Below are 16061 nucleotides of genomic sequence, written 5' to 3'. Positions count from 1 at the left end.
TCAAACCCCACACGAATCACCTATGGACGAAAGCGCAGCACCCAGCGCACACCCCAGCCACGACGTGCCCGGGGGCAGGCTCATTGCGCCACAAGGGGTCTCCGTAGCGTCCGGGCAAGAACAACGGATATGCGTTGCCCCAGGTCAGGCCTGGTCTCGTGGCGGTGACCCACGTCACTGATTGATCCTGTCAGGAATTCGGGCGCTGTCTCGTTCAGGAAGCACGCGAACCAGACAGGAGCGAACCATGAAGCACCGCATCGTCGTCCTCGGGGCCGGATACGCCGGAGCATTTTCCGCCGGATACCTGGCCCGCCAACTCCACTCCGACGACTTCGAGATCACGGTCGTCAACGCCGAATCCGATTTCGTCGAGCGGTTGCGCTTGCATCAGCTCGCCGCGGGGCAGAATCTCCGCCACCGGCCGCTGGCGGAGATGTTCGCGGGCACTTGCATCCGGCTACGGCTGGCGCGGGTAACCAACGTCGACGTCGACCATCGAACTGTCACAGTCGTGGACGGCGAGGGTATCGATCGGCTCGAATACGACACCCTCGTCTACACGCTCGGCAGCACCGCCGCCGACCATGGTGTTCCGGGTGTCGAGGAGCACGCCTTCCATGTGGCCGCGCGGCCGTCCGCGCTGCGTCTGCGCGCACGCCTGGATGAGCTGGGCCAGCACGGGAAGGTGGTGGTAGTCGGCGGCAACCTGACCGCGATCGAGGCCGCGACCGAGATCGCCGAATCCCGTCCGGGACTTGGGGTCAGCCTTGCCACCAGCGGCGAACTGGGCGGCTGGCTGGGTACGAAGGCTCGCCGTCACCTGCTGCGTGCCTTCGACCGGTTCGGGATCACGGTCCACGAGCACACCACCATCGAGCGCGTCGAGGAGGCGGCGGTGGTCGCCGCCGACGGCACCGCTTTCGCCTCCGACGCGACCGTGTGGACCGCGGGCTTCGCCGTGCACCCGATTGCCGCCGCCAGCGGCCTCGAGGTGGTACCCAACGGCCAGATAGTGGTCGACCGTCAGATGCGGTCGGTCTCGCACCCGGATGTCTATGTTGCCGGTGACAGCGCCTTCGTCATCGGCGACAACGGACGGCCGTTGCCGATGTCCTGCGCTTCCGCGGGGTTCACCGGCATGCAGGCGACGGCCGCGATCGTCGGGGACCTGACCGGGCGCAAGATCAAGGCGGCCGCGCTGACGTACGTCGGCAACCACATCAGCCTGGGACGCAAGGACGGGATCTTGCAGCTGGTCGATGGTGACGCTCGGTCGAAGTCCGGGGCGGTGTGCGGACGGTCGGCGGCGCGCGTCAAGTCGGCGATCGTGGCGGCCAGCGGCTGGGCCATCGGCCACCCGACCTTGGGAAGGTCGACTCACAAGTACCGGTTGGCCACCACCCGACAGCAATCGGCCGACGTGGTCGCCGCATAGAGTCGTGCGCATGGACACTGCCACCGTGGCGCGTTTCGAGGCCAGCCGAAATCGGCTGGCCTCGCTCGCCTATCGTCTGCTCGGCTCGGCCGCCGACGCGGAGGACACGGTGCAGGACGCGTTCCTGCGGTGGCAGGCGGCCGACCGGGAGTATGTCGAGGTGCCCGAGGCATGGCTGACCAAGATCGTCACCAATCTGGCCATCGACCGGCTCCGTTCGGCGAAGGTCCGGCGCGAACGCGCGGTCGGCGCCTGGATGCCCGAACCGCTGCTAAACGGCGATCCGATGCTGGGCCCGGCCGACACTGTCGAGCAGCGTGAATCGGTGACCCTTGCGGTGCTGACGCTCATGGAGCGGCTGTCACCGGTCGAGCGGGCCGTTTACGTGCTGCACGAGGCCTTCGCGTACAGCCATGCCGAGATAGCCGGGATTCTCGGCATCACCGAGTCGGGGAGTCAGCAGCACATCCACCGAGCCCGGCGTCGAATCACCGCTGCCCGCAATGGCATTGACATCGATCGTGCCTCCGCGCGTCGAATCGTGGAGGCATTCGTCGATGCCGCTTCCTCTGGCCGCACCGATCGGCTGATCGCGCTGCTGACCGACGACGCGACCGGCATTTCCGACGGCGCTGGGCTGGGACTGGCCGCGAAACTGATCCGGTACGCGACGCCGGAGCGGATAGCCAGTGCGGTGCGGGCGGGCTTCAAACCGTCTCCGGCCAAGCGGAGACTCGCCGGTGGCTCGCCCGCGATCCATGCCGTCGTGGTCAACAACCAACCGGCCATGCTCGCCACGCTCGACGACCGCGTCGTTGGCGTCACGATCCTGGAGGTCCGCGAGGAGAAGATCGCAGGCGTGCGCGGTATCGCCGCCCCGGGCCGACTGGGTCGCCTCACCGAGGAGTGGCAACGGCAGGAACATGATGTCCCGCTGATCGAATCGTGGTAAGCGGCCGGTTGATGAGCCGAGCGCTGCTGCAGCTCAGCGTTTTTCGGAGAGGACCGGGTTGCTACTTGACTTCGAGTGCACTCTAAGTCCTAGCGTTGGTGGTATGGCAGCAATCTTGATCACCGGAGCGAACAAGGGTCTCGGCTTCGAGACCGCCCGCCAACTTGTCGCAGGGGGCCACACGGTCTATCTGGGCAGCCGTGATGCCGAACGCGGTCGTCAGGCGGCGCAGGAGTTGGGTGCTCGGGCAGTGCAACTCGATATCACCGATGATGCTTCCGTCGCGGCAGCGGTGCGGACCATCGAGGCCGAGGGCGGTCTGGATGTCCTGGTCAACAATGCCGGTATCCAGGCGGAGATGACCGATCGGGACGACATCATCGGTGCCGCGGACTTCACTGCGGATGTTATGCGAAAGACCTTCGACACGAACGTTTTCGGCACAGTGCGTGTCCTGCATGCCTTCCTGCCGCTGCTGCAGCGTTCCGCTGCGCCGGTCGTCGTCAATGTCAGCAGCGGTCTGGCCTCATTGAACAGGGTCTCGACTCCGGGCACCCCGGCGTACGCATACCCTGGTGTCGCTTATCCGGCGTCGAAGACCGTGGTGAACATGCTCACGGTGCAGTATGCGAAGGCGTTCCCGAATATGCGGATCAATTCGGTGGAGCCGGGTTTCACGAAGACCGATCTCAACGGGAACAGCGGCACCCAGACGGTGGAAGAGGGCGCGCAGATCATCGTGCGGATGGCGCAGATCGGCCCCGACGGCCCCACCGGTAGCTATGTCGATGCCGAAGGCGCGCTGCCCTGGTGATCGACCACGGCCGTGGCGACGATGTACCCCTTGGGATCTCGCCACGTCCGCCCTGGATGATGGGTGAACCAATCCTCGACGTCCTCGCGGAGGTCGTTCAGGATCGCCTGCCGTCGAGGGTGATTCGGCATGACTCCGTAGAACGTGAACAGCGCCTCGGCGAAGCGCACGAGCGGATCCGGGGTATCGAAGACGAGCGCGTTATCGGATCGCTGGATCCGCACCTCGCCGAACACCTCGGACATCATGGCGGGCAAAGTGTCGGAGTCGACGGTGGTGGGGACCGAATCGCCCACGTCGAGGCCGTATGTCGCGGCATGCGCGGCCACGAGTTCGGTGGTGTGCGGGTAGGTTCCGGGATGATTGACGACCACGGCTACCGTCCCGCCGGGCTTGGTCGTGCGCCGGAATTCTCGGAGTGCGGCGATCGGATTCGCGAGGTGGTAGAGCATATGGCGCGCGGTGAGTGCATCGAAGCTGTTGTCGTCGAACGGGATTCGGTCCGCACTGCCGAATACGCCGCGCACTCCTGGCACGGCATCGGCGGCGGCGACCATCGCGGGAGAGGTGTCGATGCCGACCAGCGGACCCTGGTGACCGTTGCTCACGAGGTGAGCGAGGAATCGGGCGTCGCCGCAGCCGATATCGGCTAGATGTTCGGTTCCGGTGAGTTCGAGCGCGGTGAGCACATTCGCGGTGGGGTCGTCGGGATGCTCCGAATAGCGGGCGTGGGTGTTGATCCGCACCTTCCGCGGTGTCGGGTCGGCATATTCGGCATCGAGACGGTAGCTGCACATCGCGGTCGTCCTTCGGTCCAGGTGGCCGGTGGTTGACCAGGTCGCCGGTTCGGCGATCGGGTCCGCGGGCTTTCCGGCGGTGAGCGTACCTCCCGAGGCGGCGCGCAGCGTTCCCTTTGGTGGGTGCGGCTACGAACCGTCCGACCGTCCAGCGGTGACGGTGGGGCGCCGCAGTGTGACCGGTGCGGTGTCGATCGGGTCGCGCGGATCCTCGGTGCCCGGGCGTTCGTCGTCCAGAATAGGTTCGCCGAGTCCGATTTTCTCCTGGAGACGCTTCATCCAGGCCGGTGCCCACCAGCAGTCGTCGCCGAGCAGTTTCATGACCGCGGGTACCAGCAGCATGCGCAGTACGGTCGCGTCGATGAACAGTGCGGCGATCATGCCGTAGGCGATGTACTGCATCATCACCAGATCGGAGAAGGCGAAGGCGCCGGTCACGACCAGCAGGATGAGCGCTGCGGCGGTGATGATGCGGCCGGTGTGCGCGGTGCCGGTGCGTACCGCGTCGCTGGTGCTGGCGCCCTTGGCTCTGGCCTCGACCATCCGGGAGAGCAGGAAGACCTCGTAGTCGGTGGACAGGCCGTAGATGATCGCGATGATCAGCACGAGCACGTTGGATTGGATCGGCTGCGGGGTGAAGTTCAGTAGCGCTGCGGCGTGGCCGTCGACGAAGATCCAGGTGAGGATGCCGAGGGTGGAGCCGAGTCCGAGGGCGCTCATCAGTGCGGCCTTGATCGGCAGTACCAGTGAGCCGAAGGTGAGGAACATCAGCAGTGTGCTCACGAACAGGACCAGGGCGATCATGACCGGGATGCGGTAGAGCAGCGCGTCGATGCTGTCTTTCTGCATGGCGGGAATGCCGCCGACGTACATGCCGACGCCGTCGGGGAGTTCCATTTTGCGGAGGTATTCGATGGTTTGCCCGCCTTCGTTCGGGTTCACCAGTGTTGCCTTGGAGCGGTAGATGTTGTCCTGGGTCGAGGATTTGGATGGCATCTCGAACGGGCTGGCCAATCCGGGTGCGTGTCCGGCCGCGTGCCAGGCCTCGCCGACCGGTGTGCTGTTGTCGGCGACGAAGACCAGTTCGATGGGGTCGGATCGGCGCTGTGGGAAGAAGGTGTCGATCTGTTCTTGTGCGACGCGAGTCGGGTTGTCCGGCGGGAGGTATCGCTCGCTGAAGCCGCCGAAGATGAGGTTTTTGACGGGGATGATCAGTAGGAAGAGCAGGATGACGAGCGGGATCGCGACGGTGAGTGGTCGCGCCATCACCCAGCGGGTGGTCTTGCCCCAGAAACCGTCTTCGATTTGTTCGGCGGTCTTGGCTCTTCGGAACCGCTTGAACCCCAACATATCCACGCGCGGTCCGAGGACGGCGAGGCTGGCGGGCAGGATGGTGATGGCGGTGCAGGCGGCGAGTAGGACGGTCGCGATGGCACCGTAGGCCATGGATTTGAGGAAGCCCTGGGGGAACAGCAGCATGCTGCCGAGGCTCGCGATGATCATGGTCGCGGAGAACACGACGGTGCGTCCCGCGGTGACGACGGTGCGGCGCACCGCGGCGCGGGTGTCGTGGCCCGCGGCGAGTTCTTCGCGGAATCGGCTGACGATGAACAGGCCGTAGTCGATGGCCAGGCCCAGGCCGATCATCGACAGTACCGAGGAGACAAAGGAATTCACCTCGGTGAAGCGGGTCAGGAACATGATGATGCCGGATGCGCCGATGACGGTGAGTCCGCCGACGAGTAACGGTAGCGCGGCCGCGACGAGGCCGCCGAAGATGAAGAAGAGCAGTACGGCGACGGCCGGGATGGCCAGGACTTCCATGCGGTGTACATCGTCGGCCATGGTGTCGTTGAGTGTGCCCGCCACCGCTTGCAGGCCGCTGACTTGCACGTCGATGCCGGGGATTGCGAAGGCGTCCTTGACTTTCCGGAAGTTGCGGACGCAGTCGGTGTCGTTGTCGCCCGCGATGGCGATTGCGGCCACGGCGCGCTTCTTGTCCTGGGTGGCTGCCTTCGCGCCGCTGATCTTGGCGCCGTCGACGCGCCAGTAGGACGCGTTGATGCCGGTGATCTCGTTCGGGTATTTGTCGGGGAGGCTGTTGAGGTTGTCGATGATCGGCTGGCTGAATTCCGGGTCGTCGACGGTCTTTCCGTCCGGTGCGGTGTAGAGCACGACGACGTCGAAGTCGTGATTGCGTCCGAAGGCGGTGTCGGCGAGGCGTGCGGCGTGTGCGGATTCGGAAGTGGGATCGTCCATGCCGCCGGAGCTGAGGTGGTCTTCGAGTCCGAAGCCGTATGCGCCGAGTGCAAGCAATGCGCCCACCACGACAGCGAGTACGGCCCAGCGCAGGCGATAGACGAGATCGCCCCAGCGGGTGAACATCAGCGGGCTCCTTGCCCGCGGGAAAATTGGTGTGGGGCTTGCTGTGCCGCGCCGATCGCCAAGGGGCTGCATCCTTTCCGGGGGTGCACGCTCGATGTGCCTGTCATCAAAGGTACAGGCCAGTCTGAAGTGTTAGTGTTTCAGAAAAGACGCCGCCGCGTGCGCGGATGTGACGCGAATTGCATTGACTGCCATGGGTGTTCGAATCGTGCCGACCGGCAGTCGGTGCAGACTTGCGGGCTACGAACCGCGCCGGGGTGTGATGGTGAGATCGGTCGGGCCGAGGATCTTGGCGAGAGTCGCGGCGAGGGTGTGCAATTCGTTCGGGTCGAGCTTGTCGGCGAAGTATCGCTCGATACCCGCGAGGTAGCCGGGCGCGGCCGCGTGCAGCCGCTCGCGACCGGCATCGGTAATGGCGACGAATGCGGATCTGCCGTCGTCGGGGTTGGATTCGCGCGCGACCAGGCCTGCGGCCGCCATCTCGGTGACGAGCCTGCTGACCCGGGTGCGGCTGAGTACGACACGCTCGCCCAGATCGGTCATGCGCATCGGTTCGACGCCGTCGAGTTCGAGTAGCACGTCGTACCACGCGAGCGGGAGTCCGAAGTCTCGGCGCAGTTCAGCATCCAAGCGGGGGACGAGGTTCGCGTGCACCCGCAGCAGTGCCGACCATGCGCTGCTGGCCGCCGCGCGATGCTTCTCCGATTCCGTCACGCGCCGATTCTAACCACTTGCGTGCACCCGCACATATATAATAGCGTGCGCACGCACATAAAATGTGTGACGTTAGGAAGGACATCTCATGACCACAGTCATCGCCCGTGACGAACTGGCCGAAGCAATCGAGGCCGGTACGGTGACGGTCCTGGACACCCTCGGTGTGGGTTACTACGAGAAAGCGCATCTGCCCGGCGCGCTCACGCTCGTCGAGGCCGATGTAGAATCCCGAGCCGCGCAGTTGCTCCCGGACCCGCACGCACCCATCGTGACCTACTGCTCCAACAACGCCTGCCGCAACAGTGAGGTCGTCGCCGTCAAACTGCGCGCCCTCGGCTATACGAATGTCCGCGCCTACCGCGCGGGCATCCAGGATTGGACCGAGGCGGGCCTGCCGATCGAATCCGAATCCTGAGTCGGATCTGATGTGCGGTCGGGCAGTCCGACCGCACATTCCGTGCCGACGCGTCCTCGATGCGTGGTCTTGTGCCTGCTAGGGGATCAGCGGATGATCGGAGAAGTAACGATTTCTGGTCGGGGGCATCATCATCGTCGATCAGTCAGGAAACGTTGTAATGACCACCAGAATTGCCACGGCGATCGCCGCGATCGCCATCACCGTATCTGTTGGCGCTCTCGCCGCTCCTGCGGCCTCGGCGGAGCCGGTTACACCCGCGTTCGGTTCGGTCGCATTCTGCTTCAACGTCCCGCTGGGTCCCTTCTTCAGCTTCAGCATCTGTGTCTGAGATCGCCGGGCGGGCATAAGCCGCGGACCAGCGCGGCGTCATAACAAAGTGAACCTGTCGGTGGGCGGGGCTACCGTGGGGTGATGGCCGCGCATCTGACGCACTGGGGAGTGTTCGAAGCCGAGAGCGATGGGCAGCGGTTGACTGCGGTGCGTCCGTGGCGCGGGGATCCGGAACCGACGGCTCTGATCGAGAATGTGGCCTCGGCACAACATCATCCGACGCGCATCGATCAGCCGTATGTGCGACAGGGGTGGTTGAAGAGCGGGCCGGGTGCGGCCGGGCGCGGCGATGAGCCGTTTGTGCCGGTGTCCTGGGAAACCGCGGTGGAGTTGGTATCCGGTGAGTTGCGTCGGGTGTACGGCGATTACGGCGCGGAAGCGGTGTACGGCGGGTCCTACGGTTGGTCGAGTGCGGGGCGGTTTCATCATGCGCAGAGTCAGGTGCACCGGTTTCTGAACTGTCTCGGCGGTTATGTCCGAAGTGTGCACAGCTACAGTCTGGGAACCTCGCAGGTGCTGTTGCCACATGTGATCGGCTCGATGGGACTGTTCGAGGGTCACGCGACCGCGAAGAGCGTACTCGTCGACCACACACAGTTGGTGGTGGCCTTCGGTGGGCTGTCGCCGAAGAACTCGGCGGTGTCGCCCGGTGGCGTGTCGCGGCACAACACCAGGAGCTGGATAGCGGCCGCGCGGGCGCGCGGGTGCCGATTCGTATCGATCAGCCCACTGCGCGATGACATTCCGGCGGAGGCCGCGGCCGAATGGATCGCGCCGCGGCCCGGTAGCGATACGGCGCTGATGCTGGCGCTGGCCCAGGTGTTGGATGCGGATGGGTTGGCGGACAAGGAATTTCTGGATCGGTACACGGTCGGGTACGAGCGGTTCATCGGCTACGTGCGGGGCGAAACCGATGGCATTGTCAAGGATCCCGCGTGGGCGCAAGCCATCACCGGTGTGTCGGCCCAGCGAATCCGGTGGTTGGCACGGGAGATGGCCGCCGCGCGCACGATGCTCAATGTGAGCTGGTCGTTGCAGCGTGCCGAGCATGGTGTGCAGCCGTTGTGGCTGGGGGTGGTGCTTGCGGCGATGCTCGGCCAGATAGGGCTGCCGGGTGGGGGATTCGGCCACAGCTACGGTTCGTGCGCGCACGTCGGTGATCCGGCGCGCGGGCAGTCGGTGCCGAGGTTCCCGCAGGGCGGCAATGGTGTTTCGGCGTTCATTCCGGTCGCCAGGATCGCCGATATGCTGCTGAATCCGGGGCAGCCCTTCGATTTCAACGGTGCGCGGTTGGTGTATCCGAAGATCGAGTTGGTGTATTGGTGCGGTGGGAATCCCTTTCACCACCACCAGGATCTGGCCCGGCTGCACGCGGCGTTCACGCGGCCGCAGACGGTGATCGTGCACGATGCGTTCTGGACCGCGACCGCGCGTCACGCCGATATCGTCCTCCCGGCGACCATGAGCATCGAACGCGACGACTTCGGTTGCGGGCAGAACGATCGCGAATTCTTCCCGATGAAGGCGCTGACCCGGCCGCACGGTGCGTCCCGTGACGACTACGCGATCTTCGCGGACTTGGCCGAATGCCTCGGTGTCGGTAAGGAATTCACCGAAGAGCGCACCGTCGAGGAATGGTTGCGGCACCTGTACGAGCAATGGCGCGGCGGGCTCGACGATCCGACGGTGCCGGAGTTCGACGAGTTCTGGGACAGCGAGTCGTTCACGGTTGCGGTGCCCGATCCCGATCAAGTGCTGTTGGCCGATTTCCGCGCGGATCCGGACCGTTTCCCGCTCACCACACCCAGTGGCAAGATCGAGATCTTCTCCGAAACGATCGATGGGTTCGGATATGCCGATACCCCGGGTCACCCGGTGTGGTTGGCGCCGGAGGAATGGCTGGGTGCCGCGACGCGGTTCCCGCTGCAGCTCATCGCGAATCAGCCGCGCGCCAAACTGCACAGCCAGCTCGATGTCGGCGCACACAGTCGGTCGGTGAAAATCGGTGGGCGAGAACCGGTGCGGTTACATCCCGACGATGCCGCGGCGCGCGGTCTGCGAGACGGCGATATCGTGCGGATCTTCAACGATCGGGGCAGCTGTCTGGCGGGGCTGGTCGTCGACGACGCGGTCCGGCCGCAGGTCGCGCAGTTGTCCACGGGTGCCCGGTACGACCCGGATCCGGCCGATCCCAGCTTCTGTCGGCACGGCAACCCGAATGTGCTCACCGCGGATCGTCCCGCCTCGACGTTGAGTCAGAGCTGCGCGGGACAATTGGCGCTGGTCGAGATCGAGCCGTATGAGGGTGTGCTACCGGATGTGGCCGTTGTTCGGCCACCGGCGACAGTCGAGGGCGTTTCGTGATGGCGCGGGTGAGGCTGGTCTCAACGGACGGTCCCGGCTGTGGTCCGGGGTCGGATTTCTGTCAGGATTTCGGATTATGGTGTCGAATCCGTTGCCCGCGCTAGCTCGCCGGATCGCGCAGAAACGCTGGGTCATGCGCACGGCGCCGATGGTGCTGCGGCTGGAACGGTTTGTGCGGCGAGTCAGTCGGGGGCGGCGCGGTGTGCTCGATCTGGCGGGTTTGCCGTCGATCGAGCTCACCGTCCCGGGCCGCAAAACCGGGATCCCGCGCACCACCTCGCTGTTGTATGTGCCGCGCGGTGACGACTTGCTGCTGGTGGGCTCCAACTGGGGCAGCCCCAAGCATCCGGTGTGGTCGGCGAACCTGCGCGCGGCCGACACCGCCATTGTCCGGCGCAAGGGTGAGCGGTTCGAGGTGAGCGTCAGTGAGGTCACCGGTATGGACCGCAAACGCGCCTGGGATCTGGCGGTCGAGTTCTGGCCGGGCTACGAAATGGAGTGCGAGCTGTCCGGTGGGCGGACCTTCCGCATTTTCGAGTTACGCCGCAGCTGAATTCACTGTGCCGCGGGCACGATCGGCGTGCCCGGATGCGGGACCGGCGCTGGTGGGGTCAGTGCGGCGGCGGGTGCGCTCGGCTTTGCCGGTGGCGGCGGTGCGGCCGGTGTGAGCAGCGGCGGGGCGCCCGGTGCGGGAACCATGCCCGGAGTCTTGTCGGTGGTCGGCTCGGGGCAGTCGGGGGCATCGGATTGGTCGCAGGTGGCGGGCACGATCGGTGCCGCGTGCGTGACGCTCGACAGCGCGCTGGTGGCGATCGCCAGGACTGCGCCCGCGATCAGGGCGGCTCGGCGATATGTGACGGACACGGCGATCACAACCAGATCGGATCGCCGTACACCGCCACCGAATTATCGGCGGTATCGGTGGAAATGGTCGCGATCACATATGAGCGCAGGCTGACCGGCCCCATACAGGCATCGATTTTGATCTGCACCTGATCGGTGGTGATCGAACCATGCGGTCCGGCAAGGGCTTTGGTGCCGAACGGGATGGTGGTGATCGTTCCCGGTTTGAAGGTGGCCGACACGCTGGGCAGTGCCGCTGCCCCGACACCGACGCTCAACCCGGGGGTCGGCGCGACCATCACATTGACGTTCGGGCCGACCGACGCGGCGAGCCCGAGTGAGATGCCGTTGGAAACATCGATCTGGCAACCGATTTGGTATCCCAGCGTGAGCGTGCCCGAGTTGACCGATACACTGCCCGCACCGGTGATATCGGCCGCCGCGCGGACGCTGACGAAGCCCTCTCGGGTGAAGGCGGTTTCGGCGAGGTTGGGAACTCGATCGAGGTTTTCGGCGGATTTCGTGACCGTCAGTTCCCAGCCGTCCTCGGTGCTGACCGTGCGGAACTGATCCGGCAGTGCGTCCGCCGAAGCCGATTGTGCTGGAACGAAACTCAGCACCCCCGCGGCCAGTAGGCATAGCGGGACGGCGGTCGAGCTATTCATAGTGTCGATCTCCTCGCTCACGTTGCAGTCGAACGATATCCGACGCCATGCGGAACACCTGTCGACAGGTCGGTTGTCCAAAATGGTGCGTGGTCGCTATCGCGGCGCGCAGAATCCGGATATGCGATTCCATGCCTTCGGTGATGATGTACTCGCCGACCACGATGCGGTGACGATTGCGAAACTGGTGCGTCGAGGGGAGATCGGCGCGGCCGAGGTCGCCGAGGCGGCGCGGGCACGGGCCGCGCGGGTCGATCCGACATTGCGCGCCGTTGTAGTCCCGGCGGAATCCGCGCTGTCGGCGGGTGATCCGGATGCGCCGCTGTTCGGAGTCCCGACCTATGTCAAGGACAACACCGATGTGCGGGGTCTGGCGACCAATCACGGCACCGCGGCGTTCGTCGGGCGGCCCGCCGCCGAGGACGGGCCTTATGCGAAACAGTTTCTGAGCACCGGGATGTCGGTGTTGGGCAAGAGTCGACTACCGGAGTTCGGTTTGAACGCGAGTACCGAATTCGCCGCCGCCGAACCCACCCGCAATCCCTGGCATACGGACTATTCGCCGGGTGCGTCATCGGGTGGCGCGGCCGCACTGGTGGCCGCGGGGGTGGTGCCGATCGCGCACGGCAATGACGGTGGTGGCTCCATTCGGATTCCGGCCGCCTGCTGCGGTCTGGTCGGGTTGAAGCCGAGCCGAGGACGACATATCGACGGTCCGCAGGCGCGCTCGATGCCGATCAATCTGGTTTCCGAAGGCGTGCTCACCCGTTCGGTGCGCGATACCGCGACGTATTTCGCCGCGGCCGAACGGTATTGGCGTAATCCGAAGTTGCCGCCGGTCGGTCTGGTGCAGGGACCGGCGCGGCGGCGGCTGCGGATCGGGCTGATCGCCGATTCCATCACCGGCACCGAAACCTGCCCGCAGACCCGGGCCGTACTCGATGACACCGTCACACTGCTGGAGAAGATGGGGCATGAGGTAGATCCGATCACCTTGCCAGTTTCGCAACGCTTCGTCGACGACTTCACCACCTACTGGGGATTGTTGGCGTTCCTCATCGGGGCGGGTGGCAAACTCGCGATCGATCCGCGATTCCAGTCGGGAGATCTGGATGCGTTCACCCAGGGACTCGCAGCGCTGTATCGCAAGTCCATGGCGCGCACACCGGCCATTCTCTACCGTCTCGCACAAGTGCGTCGGGCCTATGCGGGCATGTTCGCTGACCACGAACTGATCCTCTCGCCGGTCCTGGTCCACACCACCCCGCGACTAGGCCACCTGAACCCGACCGTGCCCTTCGACGAACTCTTCGCACGACTGATCTCCTGGGTCGCCTTCACCCCGTTGAACAATGTCGCGGGCACACCCGCGATCTCGCTGCCCATGGGTGCATCGAGCGAAGGCCTCCCGATCGGCATGCAATTCTGCGCCGCCCACGGCGACGAACGCACCCTACTCGAAATCGCCTTCGCCCTGGAAGCCGAACGCCCCTGGCGGCGCATCCAGGACTGACCTACAGCGCTAGAGGCCGAGTTTGGTGACGGCGTTGTCTTCGAACGGATTCGCGGTGCGAATGTAGTTGTGCACAGTGCGTGGGTTGGACCAGCGGCCCTGGCGCATGATTTCACGGTCGCTGGCCCCACCGAGGGCGGCCTGGGTGGCGAATCCGGCGCGCAGTGAGTGTCCGGAGAACAGGTCGGGATCGAGTCCGGCACGGGCGGCATAGCGTTTCACGAGTTCGGCGATCGCGCGCCCGGACATGGCCTCGCGGCCGACGCCGCCGTGCCGGGTGATGGTGGGAAACAAAGGCAGGGTGTCGTTTTCGGCCAGCACGGTGCCCCGGTAGCCGTGGCAGCGGTGGATATCCGGAGACGGCGACGCTGCCTCGGCGAGCCAGGCGCGCACATCGCCGTGTGCGCGGTGCGCCTCGAGCAACTGGATCCAATCGGCGAACGCACAGACCGGGCAGGTCTGTGGGCGTTGGCCGCGGGGGAGTGCGACGCGCTGTTCAGAGATACCGGTGGGATCGGTTTTGGTGGTCGGAAGTTGCACGAGCAGTAGCGGTTCACCGGTGCCGTGGTCGAGATCGACTCGCACGTCGGCGATCCGCAATCCGGCGAGTTCGCTGCGGCGCAATGCGCCCGCGAATCCGACGAGTAATGCCAGTGCGTCGCGGCGGCGCGCGGGTTCGGTGGGCCATCCGGGCTCCGGCAACCCGGCGAGCAATTGTTCGAGGGTGTGCAGCAGTACGGGGCGTTTACGTTTCGGTTGCGTGCGACGAGTCCGGCGGATACCGCGCAAGGTGAGTCGGACGACGTCGGACCGTGTGGGCGACGGTAATCCGTTGGCGGCGTGCACCGCCGCGATGGCCGCCGCCTTGCGCTCGAGGGTGGCCGCGCTGAACGCCCACCGCTGCGAACCGTCGTCACTGTGACGCAACGCATCCGCCGCCGCAGCCAGATACACCGCGACATCGAGCGGATCCGCGGGTAACGCCTGCCGTCCCTCCGCCGCGCACCATCCGGCCCACCCGATCCAATCGGTTCGATACGCGCGCAACGTATTCGCCGACTGTGACGCCTCCAGATACCGTCGCAACGCCCCGGCCTGCTCATCGTCGAAACGCTCGCGCACCAACCGCAGCGCCACGGTGTCGACCAGCACGCTGCGCACGCCACGGCGCAACTCGGTGCGCACCGACTCCGGCACCGCGACCACCGCATCGCCCACCCGCTCGCTCCATCCACCCGGTCCGACGTTCGATGATCAAGCCTATGCGTTCTCCGGGGATTTCCGTGCCGCCGCAACGACTCCGGCGATTCCGGTGTGATCGAAACGCACCTCACTCGGGAAGTGGCACCAGCCGTTGGGCATCGTCGAACAGATAGGACTCGGCGACCCGTGCCGCGGTGAGCGCTGCGAGAGCGGTGGCCGCGAGCAACATGTACATGACCACGATCTGGTAGCGAATGGCGGTGAGGGGATCGACACCGGCGAGGATCAGGCCGGTCATGGCGCCGGGCAGACTGATCAGCCCGACGACCTTCGTCGCGTCGATCGTCGGAATCAGCGCGGTGCGCAGTGCGGACCGGCGGTGCGGCAGGAAGGCCGCACGTGCCGAAAGGCCAAGGCACAAGCGGGCTTCGATGGCGGGACGCGCGTTGCGGGCATCCTCGTGCAGTCGACGCAGCGCGATACCGGTGGCCTGCATGGCGGCGGAGACGATCATGCCGCCGACCGGGACGACCACCCGGGCCTGGGTGGAGATCACACCGAGCACAATGAGTGCGCCGAGCGTGATGGCGGATCCGGTGCCGACCCCGATGGTCGCGGCCCGGCGCGCTCGCGGCACACCTTTGCCACGTCGCCCCGCCACCTGCCCGGCGATCAGCACCATCAGCACCACCCAGCCCAGCGCGCCCGGTAATCCGGTGTGCCGGAACAGGATCAGCAGAATAGCGCCGACCGCGACCAACTGGGCCGCCGCGCGGGTGGCGGCGATGAGCAGCTCGCGGGTCAGATGCAGTCGCTGACGGTAGGCGATCGCGGCGGCCAGTGCGACGAGCACCAGCGAAGTCGCCACACCCGGCCAGCCGGGCACCGAAAGCTGTTCTGTCACTTGGGTTTCCGTTCATCGGACAGGTGGCCGTTTCGCAGTGTCCAGCTGGCGTCGGCCACCTCGGTGACGAAGGCGGTGTCATGGCTGACCAGGATGACACCGCCACCGGAGGTGGTGTGCTCGCGAATGAGCCTCGCCACCGCGGCGGCGGATTCCGCGTCGAGTGCGGAGGTCGGTTCGTCGAGCAACAGCACCTCCGGCTCGACGGCGAGCGCCCGAGCCAGACACACCCGCTGCGCTTGGCCGCCGGACAGTTCGAGACAGCGCCGACCACGGAAGTCCGGTAAGCCCACTCGGGCGAGCAGGGCATCGATACGATCGGCGCTGAGATCGGCACGGCCGACCCGGATCTCATCGGCCACGATATCGGTGAGCAGGGTCGGTCGCTGTGGTACCAATCCGATGCGGCGGCGCAGCTGCGGCGCGGGGAAGTGGGTGATCGGGATGTCATCGAGCAGGATTCGGCCGCTACTGGGTTCGTCGAGCCGGTTGAGCAGCCGCAACAATGTGGTCTTGCCGGTGCCGCTCGGCCCGACCACCGCCGTGCACCGACCTGCCGGAAACATCACGGAGATATCGGTGAGTATCGACGTTTCGCCGTGGCTCACGCTGACCCGATCCAGACTGATATTCGGCACCGTCCCACCATTCCTCATCTACGGGATGGTTTCGGCGACGGGGCCCGAAAACGGGGCGAGTGGACGCGGCCCGCGGACAT

General features: G+C 65.7%; 16 protein-coding genes. 7 read left to right on the top strand and 9 right to left on the bottom strand.

Annotated elements, in window-relative coordinates:
- Positions 1-247 precede the first annotated feature (247 nt).
- The 3 genes from NA5_RS04715 to NA5_RS04705 all read left to right on the top strand — a co-directional run bounded on the left by NA5_RS04715 (position 248) and on the right by NA5_RS04705 (position 3204).
- Positions 248-1438 carry an NAD(P)/FAD-dependent oxidoreductase gene (locus tag NA5_RS04715; RefSeq protein WP_062982217.1) on the top strand — a complete coding sequence of 397 codons (1191 nt, stop codon included), beginning with the start codon at positions 248-250 and terminating at the stop codon, positions 1436-1438.
- Between the two features lie 10 nt (positions 1439-1448).
- The gene (locus tag NA5_RS04710) at positions 1449-2390 is read left to right on the top strand and encodes a sigma-70 family RNA polymerase sigma factor (RefSeq protein ID WP_062982215.1); all 942 of its coding nucleotides are present in this window, start codon (positions 1449-1451) and stop codon (positions 2388-2390) included.
- Positions 2391-2493: 103 nt separating this feature from the next.
- Positions 2494-3204 carry an SDR family oxidoreductase gene (locus tag NA5_RS04705; RefSeq protein WP_062982213.1) on the top strand — a complete coding sequence of 237 codons (711 nt, stop codon included), beginning with the start codon at positions 2494-2496 and terminating at the stop codon, positions 3202-3204.
- On the opposite strand, the gene NA5_RS04700 is transcribed toward NA5_RS04705, so the two are convergent.
- The 3 genes from NA5_RS04700 to NA5_RS04690 all read right to left on the bottom strand — a co-directional run bounded on the left by NA5_RS04700 (position 3171) and on the right by NA5_RS04690 (position 7100).
- Positions 3171-4001 (bottom strand): class I SAM-dependent methyltransferase, encoded by an 831-nt coding sequence (locus NA5_RS04700; RefSeq protein WP_062982211.1) that lies wholly within the window; start codon positions 3999-4001, stop codon positions 3171-3173. The genes NA5_RS04705 and NA5_RS04700 overlap by 34 nt on opposite strands.
- A gap of 129 nt (positions 4002-4130) precedes the next feature.
- Complete coding sequence (locus NA5_RS04695) at positions 4131-6386, bottom strand: MMPL family transporter (RefSeq protein WP_062982209.1); 2256 nt, start codon at positions 6384-6386, stop codon at positions 4131-4133.
- 240 nt (positions 6387-6626) lie between these two features.
- Positions 6627-7100, bottom strand: coding sequence for a MarR family winged helix-turn-helix transcriptional regulator (locus NA5_RS04690; RefSeq protein ID WP_062982207.1), 474 nt, complete (start codon positions 7098-7100; stop codon positions 6627-6629).
- 88 nt (positions 7101-7188) lie between these two features.
- Between NA5_RS04690 and NA5_RS04685 the strand changes: the two genes are divergently transcribed.
- Positions 7189-7518, top strand: a complete 330-nt coding sequence (locus NA5_RS04685) for a rhodanese-like domain-containing protein (protein ID WP_062982205.1) — start codon at positions 7189-7191, stop codon at positions 7516-7518.
- A gap of 141 nt (positions 7519-7659) precedes the next feature.
- On the opposite strand, the gene NA5_RS40130 is transcribed toward NA5_RS04685, so the two are convergent.
- Entirely contained in the window at positions 7660-7839 is a 180-nt protein-coding gene (locus NA5_RS40130; RefSeq protein WP_157110218.1) for a hypothetical protein, read from the bottom strand.
- A 93-nt stretch (positions 7840-7932) separates the two neighbouring features.
- Between NA5_RS40130 and NA5_RS04680 the strand changes: the two genes are divergently transcribed.
- The gene (locus NA5_RS04680; protein ID WP_084483870.1) at positions 7933-10215 is read left to right on the top strand and encodes a molybdopterin guanine dinucleotide-containing S/N-oxide reductase; all 2283 of its coding nucleotides are present in this window, start codon (positions 7933-7935) and stop codon (positions 10213-10215) included.
- A gap of 76 nt (positions 10216-10291) precedes the next feature.
- Positions 10292-10768 carry a nitroreductase family deazaflavin-dependent oxidoreductase gene (locus NA5_RS04675; RefSeq protein WP_062982203.1) on the top strand — a complete coding sequence of 159 codons (477 nt, stop codon included), beginning with the start codon at positions 10292-10294 and terminating at the stop codon, positions 10766-10768.
- 2 nt (positions 10769-10770) lie between these two features.
- Here NA5_RS04675 and NA5_RS04670 read toward each other — a convergent pair whose 3' ends face one another.
- Both NA5_RS04670 and NA5_RS04665 read right to left on the bottom strand, forming a co-directional pair.
- Positions 10771-11088 carry a hypothetical protein gene (locus NA5_RS04670; RefSeq protein WP_062982201.1) on the bottom strand — a complete coding sequence of 106 codons (318 nt, stop codon included), beginning with the start codon at positions 11086-11088 and terminating at the stop codon, positions 10771-10773.
- The gene (locus NA5_RS04665) at positions 11085-11723 is read right to left on the bottom strand and encodes an MspA family porin (RefSeq protein WP_062982199.1); all 639 of its coding nucleotides are present in this window, start codon (positions 11721-11723) and stop codon (positions 11085-11087) included. Before NA5_RS04665 ends, NA5_RS04670 begins: the two co-directional genes overlap by 4 nt.
- Positions 11724-11844: 121 nt before the next feature.
- On the opposite strand from NA5_RS04665, the gene NA5_RS04660 reads away from it, so the two are divergent.
- A complete protein-coding gene (locus NA5_RS04660) occupies positions 11845-13236 on the top strand; it encodes an amidase (protein WP_062982428.1) in 1392 nt (463 codons plus the stop codon).
- Between the two features lie 9 nt (positions 13237-13245).
- Here NA5_RS04660 and NA5_RS04655 read toward each other — a convergent pair whose 3' ends face one another.
- The 3 genes from NA5_RS04655 to NA5_RS04645 form a co-directional block, all read right to left on the bottom strand.
- A complete protein-coding gene (locus NA5_RS04655; protein WP_062982197.1) occupies positions 13246-14454 on the bottom strand; it encodes a site-specific integrase in 1209 nt (402 codons plus the stop codon).
- A gap of 112 nt (positions 14455-14566) precedes the next feature.
- Positions 14567-15343: an ABC transporter permease gene (locus tag NA5_RS04650; RefSeq protein WP_062982195.1), complete on the bottom strand. Its 777-nt coding sequence runs from the start codon at positions 15341-15343 to the stop codon at positions 14567-14569.
- Entirely contained in the window at positions 15340-15999 is a 660-nt protein-coding gene (locus tag NA5_RS04645; protein ID WP_062982193.1) for an ABC transporter ATP-binding protein, read from the bottom strand. Before NA5_RS04645 ends, NA5_RS04650 begins: the two co-directional genes overlap by 4 nt.
- Positions 16000-16061: the final 62 nt, after the last annotated feature.

It is taken from the genome of Nocardia anaemiae NBRC 100462, assembly GCF_001612725.1.
Classification (GTDB): domain Bacteria; phylum Actinomycetota; class Actinomycetes; order Mycobacteriales; family Mycobacteriaceae; genus Nocardia; species Nocardia anaemiae.
Note: the sequence above shows the minus strand (reverse complement) of the source record. Positions and strands in the feature narration are given on the sequence as shown.